Below are 21,119 nucleotides of genomic sequence, written 5' to 3'. Positions count from 1 at the left end.
GTTTTTTGGCAAAGGTATTGTATTAGCTAATATAATTCCAAATATTCTTGTACTTACTCATTTGCCTGTATGTTTCTAGAATTACAGCATTTTCTGGGTGGCCAAGCGATGGATCTTTTTCTAAAACCTTTTTTGCGTAATATCTAGCGTGTTGTAAAATGTCGTTGTCTTTTACAATATCTGCAATTCTAAGATTTAATATACCGCTTTGTTGTGTTCCCATAATATCTCCAGGACCACGAAGTTTTAAATCTACTTCGGCAATTTCAAAACCATCATTAGTTCTTACCATGGTTTCAATGCGTTTTTTACTGTTTTCTGAGAGTTTATGGCTCGTCATTAAAATGCAATAACTTTGCTCTGCACCACGACCAACACGACCACGTAATTGGTGTAATTGTGAAAGCCCAAAACGCTCTGCGCTTTCAATAATCATTACCGATGCATTTGGCACATTTACGCCAACTTCAATTACAGTTGTTGCTACCATAATTTGTGTTTGACCTTTTATAAATCTTTGCATTTCGAACTCCTTATCTGCAGGTTTCATTTTGCCATGAACAATAGAAATTTGAAACTCTGGAGCAGGAAAATCTCGAGCAATACTTTCGTAGCCATCCATTAAATCTTTGTAGTCCATTTGAGCACTTTCTTGTATCAATGGATAGACAATATAAACCTGTCTTTTTTTCTTGATTTCAGATCGTAAAAACTGAAAAACTTTTAGCCTATTTGAGTCGTATCTATGAACCGTTTTTATGGCCTTTCTTCCGGGTGGTAATTCGTCAATAATTGAGATGTCTAAATCACCATAAACCGACATGGCTAATGTTCGCGGAATTGGTGTTGCGGTCATTACTAAAACGTGAGGAGGAAAGGTGTTTTTTTTCCATAATTTAGAGCGTTGCTTTACTCCAAATCGATGTTGCTCATCTATAATTGCCAGTCCTAAATTTTTAAATTTTACTTTATCTTCAAGTAATGCGTGAGTGCCAATTAAGATGTCTAATTCGCCATTTTCTAGCATTTCGTGTATTTCACGACGCTCTGAAGTTTTACTTGAACCTGTAAGTATTTTAATACTGATTTTCAAATCTTTACACAATTCAGATAACCCATTATAGTGCTGAACTGACAAAATTTCAGTTGGCGCCATTAAGCAGGCTTGAAAACCGTTGTCAAGCGCCATTAACATTGACATTAGTGCAACAATTGTTTTTCCAGAACCAACATCGCCTTGTAAAAGTCGGTTCATTTGTGCATTACTACCTAAATCTGCCCTAATTTCTTTAAGTACTCGTTTTTGTGCACCAGTTAATTCAAACGGTAAATGGTGTTTAAAAAAGGTATTAAAAAGTGCTCCAACGTTTTCAAAAGGAAAGCCTTTTATTTTAGATTTATGAATTAAATTTTTTAAAATTAATTGTAATTGTATGTAAAATAATTCTTCAAATTTTAGTCTAAATTGTGCCTTGAAAAGTAGCTCTGGACTCTTAGGAAAATGGATGTTAAAAAGGGCTTCAGATTTAGAAATTATTTTAAGATTTTCGAGGATGTTTTTCGAGAGCGTTTCAACAAATTTTCCACCCGTTTCTATAAACAGATTTTGCATGATTTTCATCATCATTCTGTTAGTGATTCCTTTGTTTGAAAGTTTCTCTGTCGAAGGATAAATGGGTTGCATTGTAGAGCGTAAATTTTGCTCGTGTTCTGTCTTTAATTCTATGTCTGGATGTGGCATGTTAAACTTGCCACCAAACAAATTTGTTTTGCCAAAAATCACGTAAGGCACATTTTTTTTTAGCGATTCACGAATCCATTTTTGACCTCGAAACCAAACCAATTCCATGGTGCCAGTTTCGTCTTGAAAAGTAGCTACTAATCGTTTGCCTCTTTTTTGTGAGACTTCCTTAAAACTTGTAATTTTTCCTATAATTTGTACTTCGGCCGTACTTGGGTTTAACTGGTTAATTTTATAGTATTTTGTACGGTCTAAATAGCGATTTGGAAATAGATTTATTAAATCTTGGTAAGTGTGTATACCAAGTTCTTTGCGAAGCAAATCGGCACGATTTGGTCCAACACCTTTTAAGTAATCTATAGGAGTTTGTAGGTTAGTTGCCATTAGAAAACGAAATTAAGGTATTTCTATTTAAAGTGAAAGTATTATTTAGAAGTCGTATTTATGCCAATTTTGTAAAAATTTAAGTTTTTATTGTGTTTTGCAATTTATGTAGAAATAGTAAAAATTGTATTTTGGTCGCATCCTTATAAAATACTATCTATGAAACAGTTTCTATATCTAATAATCGCGTTTGTATTTTTTTCCGCGAAAGCGCAACAAACAGAAATTGTAGATTTCAAGACTGTTCATGCGCAATTGCAATTAGAACCAGACTCTAGTTTGGTTCGTGGTAATGTAAAGTATTCATTAGTAGTACTACAAAATGTAGATTCTATTTATTTAGATGCTATAAATATGAAGTTTAATGCAGTGAAATTAAATGGAAAAGACATTACATTTATTAACAATTTAAAGAAAATTTGGTTTAAATCGGAGTTTAAAAAAGGCGCGAATTATACAATTGAATTTGAATATTCTACAAAACCTAAAAAAGCACTTTACTTTGTAAATAGAGGAGAGGACAATCAAATCTGGACACAAGGTCAAGGCAAATACACAAGTAATTGGTTGCCAAGTTTAGACGATACAAACGATAAAATGGAGTTTGATTTGTCTATAAATTATAATAATGGTTATGAAGTTGTAGCAAACGGAATGCTAATAAATAAAGCGGTTGGAGAAAGCGCAACAACGTGGCATTACGATATGCAAAAACCAATGCCAAGTTACCTTGTAGCGTTAGCGATTGGCAAATACCATAAAAAAGAAATAACCTCTAAAAGTGGCGTGCCAATAGAGCTGTATTATTATCCTGAAGATTCGGCTAAAGTAGAGCCAACATACCGTTATACAAAACAAATGTTCGATTTTCTTGAACAAGAAATAGGCCTAACTTATCCTTGGCAAAACTATAAACAAGTGCCAGTAAAAGACTTTTTATATTCCGGTATGGAAAACACGAGTCTAACTATTTTTAGTGACGATTTCATGATTGATGAAACTTCATTTGTAGATAAAAACTACGTAAATGTAAATGCTCACGAGCTTGCACACCAATGGTTTGGCGATTATATTACAGCCACAGAAGGAAAACACCACTGGCTTCAAGAAGGTTTTGCAACCTATTATGCATTACTAGCAGAGCGCGATATTTTTGGCGATGATTATTACTACAATACACTTTATGGTTACGCAAAAGAATTAATAAACCAGCAATTAGCAGATGAAGCAACACCGTTGTTAGACGCAAAAGCAAGCAGTGTAACCTTTTATAAAAAAGGCGCGTGGGCTTTACATATGCTAAATGAAAAAGTAGGAGAAAAAGCCTTTAAAACCGCTGTAAAAAACTATTTAAATAAATATGCTTTTAAAAATGTAAATACTCAAGATTTTTTAACTGAAGTTGAAAAAGTTTCTGGACAGAATTTAGAAGGTTTTAAAAAGGAATGGTTGTTATCTAAAGATTTGCCAATTGCTAAAATGAGAATGTCTTTAAAAAAGAATGAAAGTATAGCATTTTTAGAAACCATTGAACACACACCTTATTTAAGTTATAGGAAAAACAAGGATGGTTTTGTGCCTTCAAGTTTGGTAAATGAGCTTCCTAAAGGTTATTATATAGAGCGGCTTGCTGTTTTGGAAGAAGCTTTAAAGAAACCGGACTATCCTACATATGGAGATTTAATAGAGGAAGCTTTCAGCTCTAATGAAATTGAAGTAAGACAATTGTTAGCTAAGGCTATACCAGATGGTTTTAAAGAAGAAAGTGAAACGCTTTTATTGGATGCTTCTTATGTAACAAAAGAAATTGCATTATCAAATTTATGGTCTAAATATCCTTATGAGAGAGCAAAATATTTAGAGGCAACAAAAGATGTTATTGGTTTTAATAATAAAAATGTTAGATGCCTTTGGTTAGCTCTTGCTTTAATAACAAAAGAGTATAATCCAAGATTAAATACAATTTATATTAATGAATTAACGAGTTATACTTCACCAAAATATGGATTTCAAACACGAGAAAATGCGTTTAACTATATAAATAAGCTTCAAATATTTAATGTAGATTCTTTGCTAAATTTAATAGATGCAACATCACACCATAACTGGCGTTTTAAAAGTTTTGCTAGAGATTTATTGAAATCATTAAGTGAAGATGAAAATTATAAGGAGATAATTGTTAATTTGCAGGAGCAATTAAAAGAAAAGTAATTATTCTAATTTTGCAATTAAACAATAACTAACTCAACAACTAATATTGAAAGCATTAGTAATTTCTGGAGGCGGAAGTAAAGGCGCATTTGCAGGTGGTGTCGCTCAATATCTTATAGAGCAAGAAGGGAAAGAGTACGATATGTTTTTAGGGACCTCTACAGGAAGTTTACTTATCCCTTATTTAGCCACAGAAAATCTTGGAAAACTTTACGATATTTTTACACACGTAAACCAATATTCTATTTTTAGTGTTAATCCATTTGTTGTAAAAAAGAAAAAAGGGAGAGAGTATGTTTCTATAAATTATTTTAATACCATGCTTCAGTTTATTAAAAAACGAAGAACATTTGGAGAAAGTAAAGCACTAAGACGAAACATTAAAAAAAACTTTACCGAAGCAGAGTTTAATCAAATTAGAGAAACTAAAGAAGATGTCGTTGTTACGGTAGCAAACCTCTCTAAAAACTGCACCGAATACAAATCTATTAACGATTTTGAATATGAAGAATTTTGCGATTGGATTTGGATTTCTTGTAACTATATACCATTTATGTCTTTAGTAAAGAAAAATGGTTTTGAGTATGCCGATGGCGGTTTGGGTTGTGTTGTGCCAATTAGAGAAGCCATTAATAGAGGCGCAACCGAAATTGATGCTATTATTCTTGAAAGCGAAAACCTTGAATACAATAAAGTATTAGGTAAAAATCCGTTTTCATTAATGATTAATCTTTTTGGTCATTTATTAGATCAAGTAGAACGTGGAGATATAACAATTGGAAAATTGGCAGCATTGCATAAAAATGTGACACTTAACTTATATTATACACCAACAAAATTAACAGAGAACTCTTTAATTTTTAATAAAAGCCTTATGGAAAAATGGTGGATGGAAGGTTTTCTTTACGCTCAAGAAAAACATGGTGATAATAATCCAAATAGTTCTACAGTACCAATAAAACCAATAAAAAAAGAAAAATAAAAGAATAAAAAAAAGCGATATCTAATTTCGATATCGCTTTTTTATTATAAAGTATTATGGCTTACCATAGCTCACTAACTTCTTTTTTAATGTAAGAAAGTCCGGCGTTACTAGGTGCAGCTTTATCCATCATTTCAGTAATAATTGCCTCTCTAAGCTTTTCGGCCGAGTCAATTTTATCACTCATGCTTATTTTTCTAATAAGTTGAACAGTAGCGCTTTTTGAAGCATTTATAACACTCCAACAATTATCGCTAACATATATTTGTTGGGCTAAATTATGGTTAAACTCCTGTTCAATATTATTTATTAATAACATTTCATAATCGTTTTTATTTGAAGCCCCAGGATTTATTCTTAAAATCAATCGGTTTGGATTAATACGTTCTAAAAAAAGAGAAAGCCTTTCGTAAGCCTGTAAACGTTGAGGTAGCGATTCTTTTTGTAACTGTTTATGGATAATAAATTTACGCCTATCATCTTCATTTTGAATATGTTCTCTAAAAAATAAAAATGCTACTGAACCTACAATTAGTGAAGGTACAGCATACATTACAAGGTTTAATAATTGATCTTCCATTAAAGTGTTATTAAGTTATTAAGCAAACTTAATGTGTTTTAAATTATTGTACAAGAAAACCGATAATTGAATGAAACGTGTTTTTTATATAATGTAAATGTAGGTTTATAAAATGTTAGCTTTTTACTCACAAACACATTACTATTTTTGGATTGCTATTAATCTTTTAACATAAATCGTCAAGATTAATGTAAAGTTATTCTTGGCGATTTATTATTAGACCATAATTTAACCTCAAAATTTTTAAAAATGAAAACCTTATTTAAACAAGCATTAGTCGTATTAGTAGTTTTAACATTATTCAATTGCAATAATGATGATGATGATGCTCCAAATGTAGATGTATGCAATTATCAAGGTATGTCTTACCTAGATACATCAGATAATACACAAATTTTGATTCCTGAAGCCGATTTAACTACCGATTATTTTGCGAGCTCTTCTAATGGACCAGAATGGGAGATTTATGGAAATACACAAGGAGGAGATTTTTTAACATTAGTATATTCTCCAGGAACCAATACTTACGAATTTATTTATAATGGTACACAATATCCAGTTACTATTACTGTACAGAGAGATGATAATGTACTTGGAGGTGAAATTAGATGCGATGTATCTCACAGTGGTTTTGAAATAGAGTATTGCGTTATTATAGATGTATATCACTAATAAAATAATTAAAAAAATGTAAAGCACTATGAAAACAACAAAAGCATATTTATTTCTTTTAATTATTACAGTTTTTAGTTGTGATAGTAACGATGATGCACAAACAGACCCAGTAACTCCAACAGATGGATTTACGCATAACAATGTATTTTACGATACACCAAATGCTTATTTTGAAATAGATGAAGATGATGACGATCCTAATATTGGTGGTGATGGTTATCCAGATAACTATAGTTTTTTCTTCTCTAATGGACGTATGTTTGATAATGATCCAGCAAATGTAAATGGTTTAAATGATGATTTTTTATTCTCTTTAAATACTACTAACTGGGTGTTTTTAAATGTAGAAGTTGTAGATAATCCAAGTTTAGCAAATGCAGGTCCTTCTGCTGGAAATACTTATGTGGTTTCTAGTATAAACGACTCTGTAATAATAGAAAACGGTCAAATAAATGGTTTAAATCCTTCTTATTTTATTAATGGTGTTGAGTATGGAACAGGAGACGAAAACGTAGGCGTTTTTAATACTCCAGGTACGCAAGGTCCAAGTATAACAATTAATGCAATAGATTTAGACGCTAATAATCCTTCTGCCAGTACAATTGATGTCGATTATACTTTTATGAATCAAAATGGAGAAGTCATTACAGGACATTACGAAGGAACCTTTGGAGTAATTTTAGATTAAAATGAAAGTATTTAGAAATATAATAGTTGCTTTAGTTCTTTTTACATCTTGTAATAATGACGACGATGTAAATAACGATGCAACTAATGAAACCCAATGTAACTATCAAGGTTTTTCGTATTTAGATAGCAATAATAACGATCAAACTTTAATTCCAGAATCAGAATTAAATACACAATATTTTCCAAATGCAAGTAATGGACCTAATGGAGCACCAGGAATAGAAATTGTTTCGTATACAGGTTCAACAACACTGTTTTTTACTACTAACGTCATTGCTTTAAACGATACAGGAACTGGTTTGATTACTATTGATAATGGTACAGAGCAAACTGTTACAGTAACTTGTCAACGTGCAGGAACAGCAGTAGGTGATGAGGTAAGATTAGACGTTGTAAATGGAAGTGTAGAGGTAGAGTTTTGTGTAATAATTGATGAGGTTCTATAAAAAAGATAACTATGAAAACATATGTTAAGTATTTAGTGATTTGTTTAGGTTTAATAGTTTTTAATTGTAAAGATGAAAAGAAACCTCAAGCATTAGAAAAAACTACTAAAACCGAAACTTCAAAGCCATTAAGTAAAGCAGAGAAAACAGAAATAGTAAGATATTATTTAATAAATGGCAGAAAACTTCAAGAAAAAGACTTTCATGAAATCATTTTTTTAAATGATGTAGTAGATGGAGTAAAAGTAATCCATTACGAAGGTAAAGACGCTTTTTTTAGTTTTAAGTTTTCTGAAGCATTAAAATTTTATAACGAAAACAAAAAATAATAACATGAAAATAGTATTAAAAATTAGCTTACTACTAACGTTAGTATTTATTGTAGCATGTAGTAATGATGACGATGGATCCACTACAACAGGTAATACAAACGAATATTATAAATACACTATAGATGGTGTAGAACGTATATTTGATTATGAAGTAGAAGGTCATTTAGAAACAGATACTTCTACGATTATAGATAGATTTGAAATAAATGCATCAGGACAACAACCAAGTGGTGATTTAAGAAGGATTGCTGCAAGTTTTTCTTTTGATAGTAATGGTGTTTTTATGCCTGCAACAACTTATAATTGGGGATTAGCATTAGATAGTTCTCCGACTGAAAAATTCTATTTTGCTGAAAGTACCTCTTCAAACTTATTTGTTTTATCTGGTGATTTTACAACACATCCAATAGTTGCAACAGTTACTTCTGCAATCCCTTCAAATATAGGTGATTATTTAGAGTTTACTTTTTCAGGAACATTTGATGATAATGGGACTACCAGAACTATTTCAGGTGAATGTAGAGTGCAACGTGATGCAGATCAAAATTATTAATAACTATATATTATGAAAACAATTTTAAAATTAAGTATACTATTTATACTAGTATTAGTAGTAGCTTGTGGAAGCGATGATGATGCTTCTTGTACAGAACAAGCATGGTATCAGGATGCAGATGTAGATGGATTTGGTAATCCAGCTGTAACACAAAACGCTTGTGTACAACCAGCTGGTTATGTTTTAGTTTCTGGTGATTGTGATGATACAGATGCTATTACATATCCAGGAGCAAATGAAATTTGTGGAGACGGAATTGATAATAATTGCGATGGACAAGTTGATGAAAATTGCGTAGAAATTTGCAATGATGGAGTGGATAATGATGGAGATGGTTTTACAGATTGCGAAGATCCAGATTGTAGTGGAGATGTTACATGTCCTACACTATATGCAGATAATGATGGAGATGGTTATGGAGATCCAAACAATACTACTAATGGAGTAGTAACAGATAACACAGACTGTGACGATAATGATGCTTATATAAATCCAGGAGCAACTGAAATACCAGATAATAATGTAGACGAAGATTGTGACGCATCGTCAAGTAAAGACTATACATTTTATGCAGATAATGATGGAGATGGCTATGGAGATATTAATAATCCTTTAATTGCTAGTTGTCCAGCACCTTGTAATTATGAAGCTCAAATGACAATACCAACTGGATATGTATTTAATAGTTTAGATTGTTATGATGGAGATGCAAGCATGCATCCTTTTGCTACTGAAAACACTACAGATGGTTTGGATAACAATTGTGATGGTAATACAGATGTTGTATATTATTATCAAGATGCTGATGGTGATGGTTTTGGAGATTCTAATGATTTAGGAACAACAGTAAATTTTGCAGGAAGCTCAACAAATAGAACAGATTGTGATGATAATGATTCAAATGTATATTTTGGAGCTCCAGAAATTGCTGATGGAATTGATAATAATTGCAATGGTTTAGTAGATGAGTTTTAAAAAACTCTAAAACTATTACTTTTGTAATCATCACTTAAATAAAAACTATTGAAACATAAAAAACTCCATATTATATTATTCTTCTTTTTGATATGGAGTTTTTCTTTTTCACAACAATACACCAATTATACGACTCAAGATGGTTTACCAAGTAACCACGTGTATACTATTGTACAAGATGCTAAAGGTTTTATTTGGTTTTTAACAGATAAAGGTATGACTAGGTTTAATGGTGCCCAGTTAAAAACATTTACTACTAAAAATGGATTACCTAATAACGATGTTTGGGACGCTTTTACAGCACCAAACGGAAACATATGGTACTTATCTAAATCTACAAAACTTGGATATATTAAAAAAGATTCTGTTTTTTCGTTTTATAATAGTAATAAAGAAAGTATAATTAATCCTATATATTCTTCTCAAGTAGGAGATTCTATATATCCTACTGAAACTAAAAAATCATTTTTTTTAAAAGATGATAAATGGATAAGTCAAATTAACCTTAATAGTAAAAAAACAAATCAAGATTGGATAAAAATAAGACAAAATCATGTAGCATATTTAGCTTTTACACTAGACCAAAGGGTAACATTGTATACCAAAGATTTAAAAAAAATTAAAAGCATTAAAACCAAAGATATTTATGGTAGAGTAGGTGCAAGAGGTCAATTAAATGATAGTTTGTTTTTTTGGGCAACCAATAAAAATTATTCCATACTTAATTTAAACACTAAATCATTTAGACAATTTAAGTTTAAAGATGTTTTAGCTAAAACTGAAATAAAATACCCTAGAATAAATTTAGTAGGTGATGATTTACAAATATCTGGATCTGGATTTGTTGCTAAATTAAATTCAGATTTTAAAATTGTTAATCCGTTTTATTTCCCAGAACACATTCAATCTCATTTTGGTTTTATAGATAAGTTAAACAATATTTGGTTGGCAACATTTAACAATGGTGTTTATAAATTATCTTCTAGAAAAAAAGAGGTAGTTTATAAATTTAGTAATCAAAAAGTCCAAAGCTTTAATGTTATAAATAATAATTTAATAGTTGGTGTCTATAAAAAAGGATTTTTTAAATATAATAGCAACACCAAAACATTTAACTCACTAGTAAACAAAGAAGATTACATATACGAAGCAAGTTATATTAATGAAACCAATACCAATTATTATGCTTTTAAAAACGCAATTGTTAAAAGTAACGCTCAAGATAAATATACAGAGTTAAATCTTGAAAAAGTTTTTAATGCATCTAATTATGCTAATGAGCTTGGACGTAAATTTGTTTATTTTAATAATAAAATATATGGCAATTTTGCTTTTGGTATTAATAGCTTAGATCCAGAGACATTACATATAGAAAAAGAGTTTACACAAAAAGGTTGTAACGATATTATTACGTTTAACAATAGGTTGTTAATTGCTACAACAAGTGGTTTAAAAGAATTAAAATCGAATGCTTTAACTCCAGTAATTTTAGAAAACAATAAGTTTACAAAATCTATATTAAATATAAAAGTACTTGATGCAAAACACTTGTTAATAAATACCGATGGTTTTGGAGCATATATTACAGATTTGCAAACTATTTGTCCTTTACAACCTACAGAATATTTAATTGTTGAAGATGCTTATATAGAAAATAAAGCGCTTTGGTTAGCAACAAATTCTGGTGTTTTAAAATTTATAAAAAACAATGAAATCTTTCAATTTGAAAAACGTTTTACAAAAAGCGATGGTTTGCCAACCAACCACATTACTTCAATTTTTGTAGACAATAATAATCTTATAGTAGGTACTAATAACGGGATTGCAATTTTACCTAAAGACGAAGTAAGTATTCCGCAGTTATTAGATGTTTACATTGATAAAGCAAATTATAATGATAAAGTAATTACATCTACAAATAGTACCTTTAAATATGTAGAAAATAATAATGTTAATTTTACAGTATCTAAAATAGATTTCTCTGAAGATGATACTAATTTCTCTTATGAGTATAAATTAGAGCCTGTTCAAAAACAATGGACAAGTTCAAAATTTAAAAATTTTAATTTTAACGATTTACAACCAGGAGATTATACCTTTTATATAAAGTCTCAAGAAATTGAAAAATCATTAAGCTTTAAAATAAAACCGCTTTGGTACCAAATGCTATGGGTAAGATTGCTAGCTGTTTTATTAAGTATCTTATTGGTTGTGTACATTTCTAGATATTTTGTTAAACGTACACAATTCAAAAAAAACCAAAAAATTATTGAAGACAAACGCTTATCAGAGTTACAATTGAAAGCTTTACGCTCTCAAATGAATCCGCACTTTGTATTCAACTCCTTAGCTGCCATTCAATATTATATAAATAATAACCAAATGGAAGCATCAGAAACTTATTTGGTAAAGTTTTCAAAATTAATAAGGCAATTTTTCGAGTGGACTAAAGAAACTAATATTAGTATAGAAGATGAAGTTAAACTACTAAAAAACTATCTAGATATTGAAAAATTACGTTTTAAAGATAAGTTTGAATACACTATAAATATTGATGCTAATTTAGATAGAAAATTAAATAAACTTCCAACCATGCTGTTACAGCCCATTGTTGAAAATGCTATAAATCATGGTATTTTTAATAAAGAAAACAATGGTGAAGTCACAATTAATTTTAAATGCATAGATAATAAAAGTTTTAAAGTAGAAATAATAGATGATGGAGTAGGCTTTGTAAACACCACAAAAAAAGGAAATAGAAAAGTTAAATCTTCACATGTATTAGAAGATAGACTTAGGTTTTTAAACAAATCTGGGCAATGGACTATTACGTATTCAGAAAAAGAATTACATTCAGATTTAAAAGACAAAGGAAATATTTCTACGTTTATTATCAACCAGATTTAATGCAATGAAACCAATAACAGCAATATTAATCGATGACGAAATTTCAAACCTAAAAGGTTTAAAACAAAAGTTAGGTAAACTATTTCCAGAAATCGAAGTACAAAACACCTACCAAAAACCAGAAGAAGCAATTAAAGCTTTAAAGATAAAACAGCCAGATCTTGTGTTTTTAGATATAGAAATGCCTAGAATTAATGGTTTTGATTTATTAGCTCAATTAAACGAAATAGATTTTCAAGTTATTTTTGTAACAGCTTATAGTGAATATGCAATTGAAGCTTTTAAACAAAGTGTAATAGATTATGTATTAAAACCAATAGATGATGATGATTTAATTGTGGCAACAAATAAAGCAAAACAGGCAATAAAGCTTAAAAATGATTTAGAAAGCAATCATAAGTTGGTAAGCGTATTAACCAATACTATATCTGCTAACAATAAAATTATAGTACCTACACAAAAAGGAATGTCTTTTATCCCTCAAGAAGAAGTTATGCATTTAGAAGGTTATGGTGGTTATACTAAAATTCATTTAATAAATAACAAAACCATTACTAGCTCTTATAATTTAGGTAAGTTTGAAAAACTTTTAAACACCAGATTTTTTAAATGCCACAAATCGCATATAGTAAATTTAGAAAAAGTGCGTCATTTTGAAAATGAAGGCTACCTTATATTAGAAAACAACCAACGTGTGCCAATTTCAAGAACCAATAAAAAAGCCTTTTTAAAGCTTTTTAGCTAAGCTTTATAACCACCCAAATACTCACAATCTTTTAAAGCTTGCATGTTATTAGTGTAAGAGGTTTTTTTTATATTAATTTACAACCAATATTTATAGTGGTTTCTTTCTTGGTATTTGTAAAATTTGCATATACGTATTTAAAAAAGTTATTGTCATTTTTCTAGAATATTTTAGTTTATCACTTCTAATAAGTACTATTCGTTTTTCTAATCCTTTCTTTAAAGCAATTATTTAAGTTATAGTTAATAAAAATGTAACATAAAATAATTGTCAATTGTTTATAATTATTAATAAAACCAAGAAGTAAACCGCACAACAATTCTTATTTTTACCAATTAAAAAAGCAGGAGTTTGGAAAAATATTTAAGTCAGTTAAACGAAGCACAATACGAACCTACAGTTCAAAAAGATGGACCAATGATTATTATCGCTGGTGCAGGTTCTGGAAAAACAAGAGTGTTAACTTATAGAATTGCATATTTAATGAATCAAGGTGTAGATTCGTTTAACATTCTTGCATTAACATTTACTAATAAAGCTGCCAAAGAAATGAAAGGCAGAATTGCCGATATAGTTGGAGATGGTGAAGCTAAAAACCTGTGGATGGGAACATTTCACTCTGTATTTGCAAAAATTTTACGTTTCGAAGGACATCATTTAGGTTTTCCAAGTAATTTTACAATTTACGACACTCAAGATTCTCAAAAACTATTAGGCTCCATTATTAAAGAAATGGGCTTAGATAAAGACGTTTATAAAACAAAGCAGGTTTATAGTAGGATTTCTTCATATAAAAATAGTTTAATTACTGTAAAAGCATACTTTAAAAACCCAGAATTAATGGAAGCAGATGCTATGGCACGCAGACCAAAAATGGGAGAGATTTATGCTAATTATGTAGACCGTTGCTTTAAAGCAGGAGCAATGGATTTTGATGATTTACTATTAAGAACCAATGAGCTTTTAACACGTTTTCCAGAAGTTTTAGCTAAATACCAACACAAATTCAAGTACATTTTAGTTGATGAGTATCAAGATACAAACCACTCTCAATATCTTATAGTAAGAGCTTTAGCAGATAGATTTCAAAATATTTGTGTGGTTGGTGACGATGCGCAAAGTATTTACGCCTTTCGTGGAGCAAACATAAATAACATTCTAAACTTCCAAAAGGACTACGATAACGTTAAAATGTACCGTTTAGAACAAAACTACCGTTCTACAAAAAATATTGTAGGTGCAGCTAATTCTGTTATAGAACATAATAAAACCAAACTAGATAAAATTGTTTGGACAGCAAACGATGAAGGAGACAAAGTTATAGTTCATCGATCTTTAACAGATGGAGACGAAGGGCGTTATGTAGCAAGCACCATTTGGGAAGAAAAGATGAATAATCAATTACCTAATAGTGATTTTGCAATTTTATACCGTACCAATTCTCAGTCTCGAGCAATGGAAGATGCTTTACGTAAACGTAATATTCCTTACCGTATTTATGGAGGTTTGTCTTTTTACCAAAGAAAAGAAATTAAAGACGTTACAGCTTATTTAAGATTGGTGCTAAATACTGCCGATGAAGAAGCATTAAAACGTGTTATAAATTATCCAGCTAGAGGTATTGGCCAAACAACAATAGATAAATTAGTTGTAGCAGCAAATAGTACCGGAAAAACTATTTTTGGATTATTAAAAGAAATCGATACCGTAAATATTAATTTAAATAATGGTATAAAAAACAAACTAAGAGATTTTGTAACCTTAATAGAAAGCTATCAGGTTATGAATCAAACAGCAAACGCTTTTGATTTAGCCGAACATGTTACAAAAACCAGTGGTTTAATTAGAGAATTTAATAAAGATGGCACACCAGAAGGAGTTTTAAGATTAGAAAATGTAGAAGAGCTCTTAAATGGTATTAAGGATTTTGTTGAAGGACAAATGGAAATTGCAGATTCTAAAGACGGTTTGGCAGAATTTCTAGAAGATGTTGCTTTAGCTACAGATTTAGATGGAGATAAAGGCGATCCTAATCACGTAGCTTTAATGACCATTCACTCTTCTAAAGGTTTGGAATTCAATCATGTATTTATTGTGGGCTTAGAAGAAGACTTATTCCCAAGTGCTATGAGTATGAATACAAGAAGCGAACTTGAAGAAGAAAGACGATTATTTTACGTAGCTTTGACCAGAGCAGAAAAGAAAGCATACTTAACATATGCACTATCCAGATACCGTTGGGGAAAGCTAGTAGACTCAGAACCAAGTCGTTTTATTGAAGAGATAGACGACCAGTTTTTAGACATTGTTACTCCAATAGAAGAAAGACGAATAAACCCGATGCTATCGGCAGATATTTTTGGGGATGTTCCTCCAAATAAAATAAGATTTAAAAAAGCAGTACAACCAAAATTCCAGAAAAAAGTGGCAAAAAAGAAAGAACCAGTAAACTTCGAAATTAGCGCTCCTAAAAAAATGAAAAAAGCTTCAGAGGTTGAGGCTCCAGCAGATGCAAATTTATTTGACGGTGAACTTACTGTAGGTAATAGAGTAAAACACTTAAAATTTGGTAGAGGAGAGGTTTTAAAAATTGAAGGAAAAGGAACTGACGTTAAAGCTGAAATTGATTTTGAATTTGGAGGCTTAAAAAAACTATTATTGCGTTTTGCTAAATTAGAAATTATAGGTTAATATTTTTTAGGTAAGGTTAAACCTGATAATTAATGTTTTTTATAACCAGCTTTTTAAACTATTTTTTAAATACGTTAAAGAAGCTGGTTCTATAATTTGAGTATTTATTAAAAATTCCTCTTTATCTGTTTTAAGTATTAAATCTCCAGCAAATTCTTTTGTTAATTTTATTTCTGAAATTTTAATTTTCTTAAAAAACAATGTGTTTTTAACTATTTCACCATTTGTTATAGTTAAATATTGTAGTTTATTTTCAAAATAATAAATACTAAGCATAAAAATTCCTGCTAAGGCTTGCCCAAAACCTATTGAAAATATTGAAATTTCTTCCCATTTAGTTGTTGTTATAGAAATTATAAGAAGAACGATTCCTGTTATTAAAAAAAACAACCCAATTCTTAAGTTACTTTTTAGTCTTTCTTTAGAATATCTTATTTTTTGCATTTAAAAAACTTAACTTTTAATGGTGTGTGTTTATAAAAGCTATAATTTTTTCCCATGTATCCAATAAGTTGTCTCCAACCCAACCGTGGCCTTCTTCTTCATAAAATGTAAATTCGTGAGCAACATTTAATTCTGCAAGTTTTGCATCCATATCTATACCTTGAGTATTTGGTATTAATGGATCATTTCCTCCGTAAAATAATATTGTAGGTGGAGAAGAAGCACTTACATTATAATATGGGCTGTATTGCTCTAAAATGCTATCGGATGGAGTAATATTAAAATAAACAAAAGTAGGATCTACAAAATCTTCGTAATTAGGATCTTTAAAGTTTGTTGGTCCAACAATGCTTGCCACCATGTTTACATTACTATCAAAATTATATGCATAACTCCATAGCATAGCTAAATGAGCGCCAGCACTAATACCTATAAAACCATAATCTTCGGAAATTAGGTATTCATCCTTATTTATTTTTAAATGATTAATTACAGCTGTAATATCGTCTAACTGCATAGGAAATGGCGAAACACCTTCTGAAGCTAAACGATAATTAATATTAACAAAAGCATAATTAGGTAATTCTTCTTTTGCTGTTACAACATATGGTAACATAGAAACTTTATCACCAGAAACCCATCCGCCACCATGAATTAATATAATTACTTTGGTGTTTTCATTCCTGTTTTCTGGTAAATATATGTCGTATACTTGTCTATTATCAGTTCCGTAAGGAACATTATATAATTCTAAAGCTTCAATAGTTTCTTGTACTTCTACAATTTCAGGCACTTCAGGTTCAGCATCTTCTGAGCAAGAGAAAGCTATTAGTGTTAAGCAGATTAGTAATAAAAAGTGAGGCAATAATTTTTTCATAAACAAATTAGTATATACTTTAGTAAATGTTTAAATAAGGTATGTATTATGGCGGAATTTATTAAAATTTACGAAGAAAACCCAAATCCTAAAGAGGTAAAAAAAGTAATAGACGTTTTAAAACGCGGAGGTTTAGTAATTTTCCCTACAGATACCGTATATGCTCTAGGTTGCGACATTACTAATAATAAAGCTTTAGAGCGAATAGCAAGAATAAAAGGAGTGAAGCTTGAAAAAGCAAAACTTTCTTTTATCTGTCAAGATTTAAGCAATTTAAGCGATCATGTTAAGCAAATTAACACGTCAACTTTTAAAATTTTAAAACGAGCATTACCTGGACCATATACTTTTATTTTACCAGGTTCTAAATCTTTACCATCAGTTTTTAAAAAGAAAAAAGAGGTTGGTATTCGTATTCCTAATAATAACATCACTTTAGAAATTGTTAAAGCATTGGGAAACCCATTAGTTTCTACTTCAATTAGAGATGAAGATGAAATTTTAGAATATACTACAGATCCGGAGTTAATACTAGAAAAATGGGATAACCTTGTTGATCTTGTTATAGACGGTGGTTATGGAGGTAATGAAGGCTCTACAATTATAGATTTGTCTAACAATGAGCCTGTTGTTGTTAGGGAAGGAAAAGGCAGTTTAAATATTTTTTAAAATGACAAAACCTAAAAACAACACTATAAATTATCTAGAATTTAAAGCTCACAATTTAGCTATTACTAAACAATTTTATAATAACGTTTTTGGTTGGGAGTTTACAGATTATGGAGAAAATTATATGTCTTTTTCTTTTGAAAAATCTGGTATAGATGGAGGTTTTGAAAAAACAGAAGATGTAATTGTAAATGGAGTTCTTGTGGTTTTATATCATGACAATTTAAAAGAAATAAAACAGCAAATAATTAATTTTGGCGGTAGTATTAAAGTAGATATTTTCTCTTTTCCAGGAGGACGTAGATTTCAGTTTTTGGATCCTTCAGGCAATGAGTTGGCTGTTTGGAGTTATAACAAATAAAAAAGCTCAATCTTTCGATTGAGCTTTTTGTGTTTATTTTATTTTAATTATCCTTCCTTAGATAATTCTTTCATTTCAGTTTCAATCATTTCATAAAACTGATCGATTTTTGGAAGAATATAAATTTTAGTTCTACGGTTTATAGCTCTATTCTCAGGAGAATCGTTTGCTACTAAAGGTAAATGGTCTCCACGACCTGCAGCAATTAACTGTTCTGGTTTAACACCTAAATCTTGTAATGCACGAACAATAGCTGTACTACGTTTTACACTTAAATCCCAGTTGTCTAATAAAACGCCACTTTTGTAAGGTACATTATCTGTATGGCCTTCTACCATTGCTTCAAAATTAGGTTTGCTGTTAATAACTGTAGCAACTTTTCCTAAAATTTCGTTAGCTCTGCTAGAAATATTGTAGCTACCAGTTCTAAACAAAAGTTTATCAGATAAAGAGATAAATACTACACTTTTTTCAACATTAATTTCAATGTCTGGATCATTAAGTCCAACTTCTTTTTTTAAGCTAGTAACTAAAGCAAGCGTTACACTATCTTTTTTAGTTAAAGCATCTTGTAATCTTGAAATACGTAAATCTTTTTCTTTTAAACTTTCTAAAGATTTTTCTACATTTTTAGCACCTTGAGCTGTTAAAACAGTCATGTCTTTAGTGCTCTCAATTAATGCTAAATTATTAGTTTTCATGTCTTCAAGGCGAGCTCGTAATTCTTTAATACGGGCTGCAGAAGCGGCTTCTTCTGCTAAGCAGCTATTTAATTTAACGGTTGCGCTATTTAAAAGGTCTTGTGTTTCTTTTTGTTTTTCTTCAAGTGCTAAAAAATCTTTTTTAGACACGCATGAACTTAAAGATAAAAGTGCTACTGCACTAAGTACTATTAGTTTTTTCATAATTATTATTAGATAAAATTAAATTTTAACACTCCAAAAATAGCTAATTATTAAATGTTAAAAGAAGTATTAACAAAACTTTTACTAAAAGAGTAATCTATAATTTTAACCTAATAGTAAATGCTAAATTTTAGTTACCTTTTTTGTAACTATACCTTTATCTGTTGTAACTTTCATTATATAAATTCCTTTTGAAAAAGAATTTAAAGATATTGTAGAAGCTTTAGTGGTTTTACTTTTTTCCCAAGCACATCATATAATTCTACGTTTTGTATAGCATTATTGCTTTTAATATTTATAATGTTATTTGTTGGGTTAGGATATATTGAAACCTTATTTAAGCTAAATTCTTTTGTGGTTAGCGTATTTTCGGAAATTACTAAAGTATCAAAGAAAAAGCTTATAGTTCCTTGAGAGCTAGTAACAGAAAAACCAGTAGCTCCTTGCCAATTAAGGGCTACATTTTGAGCATTATTTCCTGGTATTGTGACTTGTACAGGACTTCCTGTTCCTCCGTTTGGTGTAAAGGTGAATGTGTCGTCACCGCTTTCTCCATTTAGTGTTATAATTGAAACTATATCTACAGCTTTATTAAAATCAAAATTTATTCTTGTAGCCGGATTAGATCTCATTACATTTCCATCTGTACCAAATGCTCCGTTAATGTTAAAAGTGGATATTAGTACTCCAGTAGTACCGTTTAAGGCATTTGCTAACATAACAAAAGGAATAGTATCACTAGGATCTGGTTGAGACTCTGTCATCTCAAACATGTTACTACCATTGGTGTTCGACTGACTAAAATTTGTGAATTCAAAAACAGTTTGAGAAAGTGCAATAGAGCTTGAAAGTAAAGCTATTATTAAAAAAGGAAGTTTAAAGTAATTTTTTGTCATAGAATCAGAATTATTTGTGGTTTATTAAAAATACTGATTTTTTTTAAATTACTATAGCTTTTTATAACTATTTTTTTTAGAAATGTAGTAAGACCAAACAATAGATTTTACTTTAAAGTAATCTTTTTTTTGCGATAGCGCTTGTCGTTGTTTTAATAATAATGGTAACCAAGCATAAAAACTAAAGTGTGCTTTTAATATGGCTAAAATGTGTGCAAATTTAAATTCTAATAAAAATTTAATAGCAGCTAAGCCATCTAAAATTAACCTAGTAATAATTAAAAACAAGATATTTCCTGATGCATTTTTTGTTAGTGTTGCTAAGCTATTTCTAAAGTTTAAATATGTTTTTTTAGGGTTAATAGCATTTAAAGTTGCTCCACCAACATGATACACTTTAGATTGTGCAACGTATTTAATTGTGTAGCCTAAATTGTAGGCACGCCAACATAAATCTATTTCTTCCATATGTGCAAAAAACGATTCGTCGAAGCCATTTAAGGCATTAAATGTGTTTTTTCTAATAAAAAAGCAAGCGCCAGAAGCCCAAAAAATATTCGTATTATTATTGTATTGTTTTTGGTCTTTTTCAATAGTATTAAAAATACGACCACGACAAAAAGGATAACCGTATTTATCTATAAAACCACCGGCTGCTCCGGCATATTCAAAATACGCTTTGTTTTTATAATCTAATATTTTAGGTTGAATTATGGCGGTGTTCTCTTCGGTATTAAAAGTTTTCAAAATAGGAGTTAGCCAATTTTCTGTTACTTCAATATCGCTATTTACTAAACAAAAAATATCTTCTGTTAAATACTTTAAAGCTTCATTATAACCTTTGGCATAACCACCATTTTCTTTGTTTTTTATAATTTTTATTTGAGGATATTCATTTTTAATAAATACAATAGAATCATCTGTAGAAGCATTATCTGCAACATAAATATTAGCCTCTTTAGAGTGAGTAATTATAGATGGTAAAAACTTTTGTAAAAGTGCTTTACCGTTCCAGTTAAGTATAACGACTGCAATATTCATAGTTTTATAAA

19 protein-coding genes and 1 pseudogene are annotated in these 21,119 nt (G+C 30.0%); 13 read left to right on the top strand and 7 right to left on the bottom strand.

What is annotated here, in order from left to right; genetic code table 11:
• Window positions 1-22: 22 nt before the first annotated feature.
• Window positions 23-2,125, bottom strand: coding sequence for an ATP-dependent DNA helicase RecG (recG, locus tag CLV86_RS02630; RefSeq protein ID WP_121049338.1), 2,103 nt, complete (start codon window positions 2,123-2,125; stop codon window positions 23-25).
• A gap of 159 nt (window positions 2,126-2,284) precedes the next feature.
• On the opposite strand from recG, the gene CLV86_RS02625 reads away from it, so the two are divergent.
• Together CLV86_RS02625 and CLV86_RS02620 are read left to right on the top strand one after the other, a co-directional pair.
• Window positions 2,285-4,336, top strand: coding sequence for a M1 family metallopeptidase (locus tag CLV86_RS02625; protein WP_121049425.1), 2,052 nt, complete (start codon window positions 2,285-2,287; stop codon window positions 4,334-4,336).
• A 46-nt stretch (window positions 4,337-4,382) separates the two neighbouring features.
• Window positions 4,383-5,318 carry a patatin-like phospholipase family protein gene (locus CLV86_RS02620; protein WP_121049335.1) on the top strand — a complete coding sequence of 312 codons (936 nt, stop codon included), beginning with the start codon at window positions 4,383-4,385 and terminating at the stop codon, window positions 5,316-5,318.
• Window positions 5,319-5,379: 61 nt separating this feature from the next.
• Here the strand turns inward: CLV86_RS02620 and CLV86_RS02615 are convergent, their stop codons facing one another.
• Window positions 5,380-5,898, bottom strand: coding sequence for a DUF7935 family protein (locus CLV86_RS02615; protein ID WP_121049332.1), 519 nt, complete (start codon window positions 5,896-5,898; stop codon window positions 5,380-5,382).
• 249 nt (window positions 5,899-6,147) lie between these two features.
• On the opposite strand from CLV86_RS02615, the gene CLV86_RS02610 reads away from it, so the two are divergent.
• The 9 genes from CLV86_RS02610 (at window position 6,148) to CLV86_RS02570 (ending at window position 15,915) form a co-directional block, all read left to right on the top strand.
• Window positions 6,148-6,570: a hypothetical protein gene (locus tag CLV86_RS02610; RefSeq protein WP_121049329.1), complete on the top strand. Its 423-nt coding sequence runs from the start codon at window positions 6,148-6,150 to the stop codon at window positions 6,568-6,570.
• 28 nt (window positions 6,571-6,598) lie between these two features.
• Window positions 6,599-7,261: a hypothetical protein gene (locus CLV86_RS02605; RefSeq protein ID WP_121049326.1), complete on the top strand. Its 663-nt coding sequence runs from the start codon at window positions 6,599-6,601 to the stop codon at window positions 7,259-7,261.
• A gap of 1 nt (window position 7,262) precedes the next feature.
• On the top strand, window positions 7,263-7,709 hold the full coding sequence (locus CLV86_RS02600) for a hypothetical protein (RefSeq protein WP_121049324.1): 447 nt from the start codon (window positions 7,263-7,265) through the stop codon (window positions 7,707-7,709).
• 11 nt (window positions 7,710-7,720) lie between these two features.
• Window positions 7,721-8,038, top strand: coding sequence for a hypothetical protein (locus tag CLV86_RS02595; RefSeq protein WP_121049321.1), 318 nt, complete (start codon window positions 7,721-7,723; stop codon window positions 8,036-8,038).
• A gap of 4 nt (window positions 8,039-8,042) precedes the next feature.
• A complete protein-coding gene (locus CLV86_RS02590; protein ID WP_121049318.1) occupies window positions 8,043-8,594 on the top strand; it encodes a hypothetical protein in 552 nt (183 codons plus the stop codon).
• 12 nt (window positions 8,595-8,606) lie between these two features.
• On the top strand, window positions 8,607-9,572 hold the full coding sequence (locus CLV86_RS02585) for a putative metal-binding motif-containing protein (protein ID WP_121049315.1): 966 nt from the start codon (window positions 8,607-8,609) through the stop codon (window positions 9,570-9,572).
• 48 nt (window positions 9,573-9,620) lie between these two features.
• Window positions 9,621-12,479 (top strand): sensor histidine kinase, encoded by a 2,859-nt coding sequence (locus CLV86_RS02580; RefSeq protein WP_121049312.1) that lies wholly within the window; start codon window positions 9,621-9,623, stop codon window positions 12,477-12,479.
• Window positions 12,480-12,483: 4 nt separating this feature from the next.
• Window positions 12,484-13,224: a LytR/AlgR family response regulator transcription factor gene (locus tag CLV86_RS02575; protein WP_121049308.1), complete on the top strand. Its 741-nt coding sequence runs from the start codon at window positions 12,484-12,486 to the stop codon at window positions 13,222-13,224.
• Window positions 13,225-13,575: 351 nt separating this feature from the next.
• Window positions 13,576-15,915, top strand: a complete 2,340-nt coding sequence (locus CLV86_RS02570) for an ATP-dependent helicase (RefSeq protein WP_076732923.1) — start codon at window positions 13,576-13,578, stop codon at window positions 15,913-15,915.
• A gap of 39 nt (window positions 15,916-15,954) precedes the next feature.
• On the opposite strand, the gene CLV86_RS02565 is transcribed toward CLV86_RS02570, so the two are convergent.
• Complete coding sequence (locus tag CLV86_RS02565; RefSeq protein ID WP_121049306.1) at window positions 15,955-16,359, bottom strand: hypothetical protein; 405 nt, start codon at window positions 16,357-16,359, stop codon at window positions 15,955-15,957.
• A gap of 16 nt (window positions 16,360-16,375) precedes the next feature.
• Entirely contained in the window at window positions 16,376-17,236 is an 861-nt protein-coding gene (locus CLV86_RS02560; protein ID WP_121049303.1) for an alpha/beta hydrolase, read from the bottom strand.
• Between the two features lie 48 nt (window positions 17,237-17,284).
• On the opposite strand from CLV86_RS02560, the gene CLV86_RS02555 reads away from it, so the two are divergent.
• Together CLV86_RS02555 and CLV86_RS02550 are read left to right on the top strand one after the other, a co-directional pair.
• The gene (locus CLV86_RS02555) at window positions 17,285-17,905 is read left to right on the top strand and encodes an L-threonylcarbamoyladenylate synthase (protein ID WP_121049300.1); all 621 of its coding nucleotides are present in this window, start codon (window positions 17,285-17,287) and stop codon (window positions 17,903-17,905) included.
• A 1-nt stretch (window position 17,906) separates the two neighbouring features.
• Window positions 17,907-18,266, top strand: a complete 360-nt coding sequence (locus tag CLV86_RS02550) for a VOC family protein (protein WP_121049297.1) — start codon at window positions 17,907-17,909, stop codon at window positions 18,264-18,266.
• A 47-nt stretch (window positions 18,267-18,313) separates the two neighbouring features.
• Here the strand turns inward: CLV86_RS02550 and CLV86_RS02545 are convergent, their stop codons facing one another.
• The 3 genes and pseudogenes from CLV86_RS02545 to CLV86_RS02530 form a co-directional block, all read right to left on the bottom strand.
• The gene (locus tag CLV86_RS02545; RefSeq protein WP_076732933.1) at window positions 18,314-19,171 is read right to left on the bottom strand and encodes an OmpA/MotB family protein; all 858 of its coding nucleotides are present in this window, start codon (window positions 19,169-19,171) and stop codon (window positions 18,314-18,316) included.
• Between the two features lie 123 nt (window positions 19,172-19,294).
• A pseudogene (locus CLV86_RS14450) lies at window positions 19,295-19,803 on the bottom strand (T9SS type A sorting domain-containing protein).
• 315 nt (window positions 19,804-20,118) lie between these two features.
• Window positions 20,119-21,108 carry a glycosyltransferase family 2 protein gene (locus tag CLV86_RS02530; RefSeq protein WP_121049291.1) on the bottom strand — a complete coding sequence of 330 codons (990 nt, stop codon included), beginning with the start codon at window positions 21,106-21,108 and terminating at the stop codon, window positions 20,119-20,121.
• Window positions 21,109-21,119 lie beyond the last annotated feature (11 nt).

This window comes from Lacinutrix venerupis (assembly GCF_003663945.1).
GTDB lineage: Bacteria > Bacteroidota > Bacteroidia > Flavobacteriales > Flavobacteriaceae > Lacinutrix > Lacinutrix venerupis.
The sequence above is the reverse complement of the archived record's forward strand: the minus strand, read 5'-3'. Positions and strand labels throughout refer to the sequence as shown.

Coding starts and splice junctions, on each gene's coding strand:
- CLV86_RS02605 (WP_121049326.1), top strand. CDS start 6,599: ATGAAAACAACAAAAGCATATTTATTTCTTTTAATTATTACAGTTTTT.
- CLV86_RS02530 (WP_121049291.1), bottom strand. CDS start 21,108: ATGAATATTGCAGTCGTTATACTTAACTGGAACGGTAAAGCACTTTTA.
- CLV86_RS02550 (WP_121049297.1), top strand. CDS start 17,907: ATGACAAAACCTAAAAACAACACTATAAATTATCTAGAATTTAAAGCT.
- CLV86_RS02610 (WP_121049329.1), top strand. CDS start 6,148: ATGAAAACCTTATTTAAACAAGCATTAGTCGTATTAGTAGTTTTAACA.
- CLV86_RS02575 (WP_121049308.1), top strand. CDS start 12,484: ATGAAACCAATAACAGCAATATTAATCGATGACGAAATTTCAAACCTA.
- recG (WP_121049338.1), bottom strand. CDS start 2,125: ATGGCAACTAACCTACAAACTCCTATAGATTACTTAAAAGGTGTTGGA.
- CLV86_RS02585 (WP_121049315.1), top strand. CDS start 8,607: ATGAAAACAATTTTAAAATTAAGTATACTATTTATACTAGTATTAGTA.
- CLV86_RS02590 (WP_121049318.1), top strand. CDS start 8,043: ATGAAAATAGTATTAAAAATTAGCTTACTACTAACGTTAGTATTTATT.
- CLV86_RS02565 (WP_121049306.1), bottom strand. CDS start 16,359: ATGCAAAAAATAAGATATTCTAAAGAAAGACTAAAAAGTAACTTAAGA.
- CLV86_RS02625 (WP_121049425.1), top strand. CDS start 2,285: ATGAAACAGTTTCTATATCTAATAATCGCGTTTGTATTTTTTTCCGCG.
- CLV86_RS02560 (WP_121049303.1), bottom strand. CDS start 17,236: ATGAAAAAATTATTGCCTCACTTTTTATTACTAATCTGCTTAACACTA.
- CLV86_RS02595 (WP_121049321.1), top strand. CDS start 7,721: ATGAAAACATATGTTAAGTATTTAGTGATTTGTTTAGGTTTAATAGTT.
- CLV86_RS02555 (WP_121049300.1), top strand. CDS start 17,285: ATGGCGGAATTTATTAAAATTTACGAAGAAAACCCAAATCCTAAAGAG.
- CLV86_RS02545 (WP_076732933.1), bottom strand. CDS start 19,171: ATGAAAAAACTAATAGTACTTAGTGCAGTAGCACTTTTATCTTTAAGT.
- CLV86_RS02600 (WP_121049324.1), top strand. CDS start 7,263: ATGAAAGTATTTAGAAATATAATAGTTGCTTTAGTTCTTTTTACATCT.
- CLV86_RS02615 (WP_121049332.1), bottom strand. CDS start 5,898: ATGGAAGATCAATTATTAAACCTTGTAATGTATGCTGTACCTTCACTA.